The organism is Chamaesiphon sp. VAR_69_metabat_338 (assembly GCF_031423935.1).
Lineage (GTDB): Bacteria > Cyanobacteriota > Cyanobacteriia > Cyanobacteriales > Chamaesiphonaceae > Chamaesiphon.
In genome coordinates this window covers 1-2,906 of sequence record NZ_JANPGM010000042.1, presented here as the reverse complement: position 1 = coordinate 2,906, position 2,906 = coordinate 1, and the positions used below count along the sequence as shown (strand labels likewise).

Sequence of the window (2,906 nt, the reverse complement as noted above, 5' to 3'; positions counted from 1 at the left end):
GACGGCTGAATTTAAATACCCGCTGTACAAAGCCCCTGTTAGCTTTAGCAGTTGGAAAGATCCTCAACCCGACCGGCTACAACTAGAGGGCGCAGACGGTCTCCAGGGCAGCAAAAGCGTCCTCGCGGGGAATGAGATCTTCTGGATGCGCGATCGTTTTGAAGCGATTCTCGTCCAAATTCAAGGTTCTGCCGAACTCAATCTCGCCGATGGCACTAAAACTACGGTTGGTTATGGTGGTGGCACCAATTTTGCCTACACTAGTATCGGCAAAGAACTCGCCAAAGATGGTAAAGTAACCCCCGCACAGCTTACACTCGCTGGCGTGATCGGCTACTTCCGCGACAATCCCCAGGAATTAAATGTCTACATCCCTCGATGGAAACGCTTTGTGTTTATGAAGGAAACCTTCAACGGTCAACCGATGGGTAGTATCAATGTGCCGGTGACACCCGAGCGATCGATCGCCACAGACAAATCGATGATGCCACCAGGTGCCTTGGCACTAGTTCATACCGAGCTACCATACACTGCTGACGGTCGATCGATCCAGCAAAAATTGGTCAGTCGCTATGTCTTGGATCAGGACACTGGTAGCGCGATTACTGGCCCCGGACGAGTTGACTATTTTATGGGGAAAGGGAAGATTGCTGGCGATCGTGCTGGGGTCACTGGTGGGCCAGGACACCTCTATTATTTGTTATTAAAGAGCTAGTTACTATTTGAATTAGTTGCAAATATCCAAATAATAAAGAGCGATGGAAACTTTTCCATCGCTCTTTATTATATATAATACAGAAAGACAAGAATTAATTAAAGCTAGATTTAAGATATCCAATCGACTTTTAAGCCGTCGAGGTTATTAGAAATAGCTAAAGTTTTGGGTAAGCTAATCGACAAATCGGTATAGCTAAATTATAAGCATTGTGTATTCGCTCACAGCAGGTTATTGCCGATCGGTCACTATGAGGATCTGCTGACGAGTTTGCTCGGATTGCACCAGCTCGGGCTAGCTGTCTGAAACCAGTTCGATCGCACAAAGTGACTTTTTTAGTGTGATGCCACCACCAGCCAATTTTTCATCCCGTATCCGGCACAACTTAAAAACTATGAATCTAATTAAAAGCCGCTCCAGCCAGTTGGCGATGGGGGCGATTTCTATGGCGGCGATGTCTGGATTGTCTACCACAAATGCCGCATCTGCTGTCACCATCACTTACGAAAATCCCAATATCTACTCTGCTAGTGCTGCAATTGGGCCGACTAAGCAGGTTGATTTTGAAGCGGCGACGCTTGGAAATAATAGCAATTACAGTATTAACCTTACCGATGCTGCGGGTAATGGCTACATAGCCACATACGATTCACTCCAAGTCAGTAACTACGGTGACAATGGTAAAACGGCTGGAGCTGGCTATGCCGGACAATTTGCGAGCAATATTGGGAGCGTGCCGACGACCAATTTAACTTTTGCCACCACAGCAGGTAATAATGCCGCCGGAATCAAGTACTTTGGTATGTTCTATTCGTCGTTAGATAGCCTCAATCAACTAACGTTTTATGATGGCAGCAACATACTTGCTAAATTTATGTTTAGCAATATTCCCCAACTTTTGCATTATGATTCTGCATTGGTGGGTGGCCCATACAATCAATATGGAGCCTTCTTTAACTTTTATGCTGATGCTGGCGAGCAAATTACCAAAATCAACTTTACGCAAACTGGTGGCGGTGGCTTTGAGAGCGATAATCATACCTTCCGAGTGCCCGATGCAGTCTCGATCTCTGGTAATGAGGTCGATCCGGCTGGCTTAAGCGTTACTGCCGGTACTTTGCGCACTCAAAAGATCCCCGAACCCGGCGATCTGGTTGGTACCTTGCTTGGTGGTGCGGCAGTCTGGGGATTGAAGCGGCAACTGCGCAAAAAAAAGCTGGCGACTACAGATTAATTCGCATCATCGAACCCGATCGGATGTGCGAGACTAAAGGCGATCGTGCATCCGATCCTGCGACCCACTTGGCGATTTAGTGCAAAGATCGAGTTCTCGATTTCCAAATCTAGCTGGTAAAATTCTCACGACAGCACTACCTGAAGCAAGCCACGAATCGCAGCTAGAAATAACAAGTCAGGTTATTTTTGGTAAAATATCGATCGGACTACTCCACACCATCGCCGCTCCCTACCCATGCCCGATTTCAGTACTACCTCACCATCGATACCTTCAGATATCGCCGCGTTGCAGGAAAAATTTACAACTAGCACCCCAAAAGATCGGTTGCAGATTCTCCCGCAGCTGGTTGCTACTGGACTTCCAGGCATTAACATTTTAATCGAGTGGCTCCAACAGCAACGGGAGATCCCACCGACGATCGTCAGTGGTGCGGTGTATCAAGCTCTCTATCAGAGTGAGGTTGCAGTTGCCAAAGATTACCTCGATCGAGAGTTGCCAACCGGCGTTGTGCCTTTGACATCGAGCATGAGTATCGACTACACCCAACTTCAAAAACTATTAGCTCGACAAGAATTTCAAGCAGCCGATAAACTTACTACCGAAAAACTCTGCGAGCTGGCTGGTGCCGATGCCGTCAAACGGAAGTGGATTTATTTTACAGAAGTCGAACAATTACCAACGATCGATCTACACACGATCGATACTTTATGGTCGATCTATTCTGAAGGCAAATTTGGCTTCTCGATTCAACGCGAAATGTGGTTGGGCACAAACAAAAATTGGGACAAACTCTGGCCGAAAATTGGCTGGAAAGAGGGTAATAATTGGACGCGTTATCCAGGCGCATTTACCTGGGATTTGAGTGCGCCCAGAGGTCATTTGCCACTGTCCAATCAGTTGCGCGGCGTGCGGGTTATCGCATCCTTACTATCTCATCCGGCCTGGGATAAAGTG

3 protein-coding genes are annotated in these 2,906 nt (G+C 47.1%); all 3 read left to right on the top strand.

Annotated features, from left to right (window positions below):
• The coding region (locus RMO84_RS01375; RefSeq protein ID WP_310486654.1) for an MltA domain-containing protein at window positions 1-715 on the top strand (715 nt) is incomplete at its 5' end.
• A 394-nt stretch (window positions 716-1,109) separates the two neighbouring features.
• Window positions 1,110-1,949 (top strand): hypothetical protein, encoded by an 840-nt coding sequence (locus tag RMO84_RS01370; protein ID WP_310486653.1) that lies wholly within the window; start codon window positions 1,110-1,112, stop codon window positions 1,947-1,949.
• A 237-nt stretch (window positions 1,950-2,186) separates the two neighbouring features.
• The coding region (locus tag RMO84_RS01365; protein ID WP_310486652.1) for a GUN4 N-terminal ARM-like repeat domain-containing protein at window positions 2,187-2,906 on the top strand (720 nt) is incomplete at its 3' end.

Bases quoted from the DNA above. Each gene is read 5' to 3' on its own strand.
- RMO84_RS01370 (WP_310486653.1), top strand. From the start codon at position 1,110: ATGAATCTAATTAAAAGCCGCTCCAGCCAGTTGGCGATGGGGGCGATT.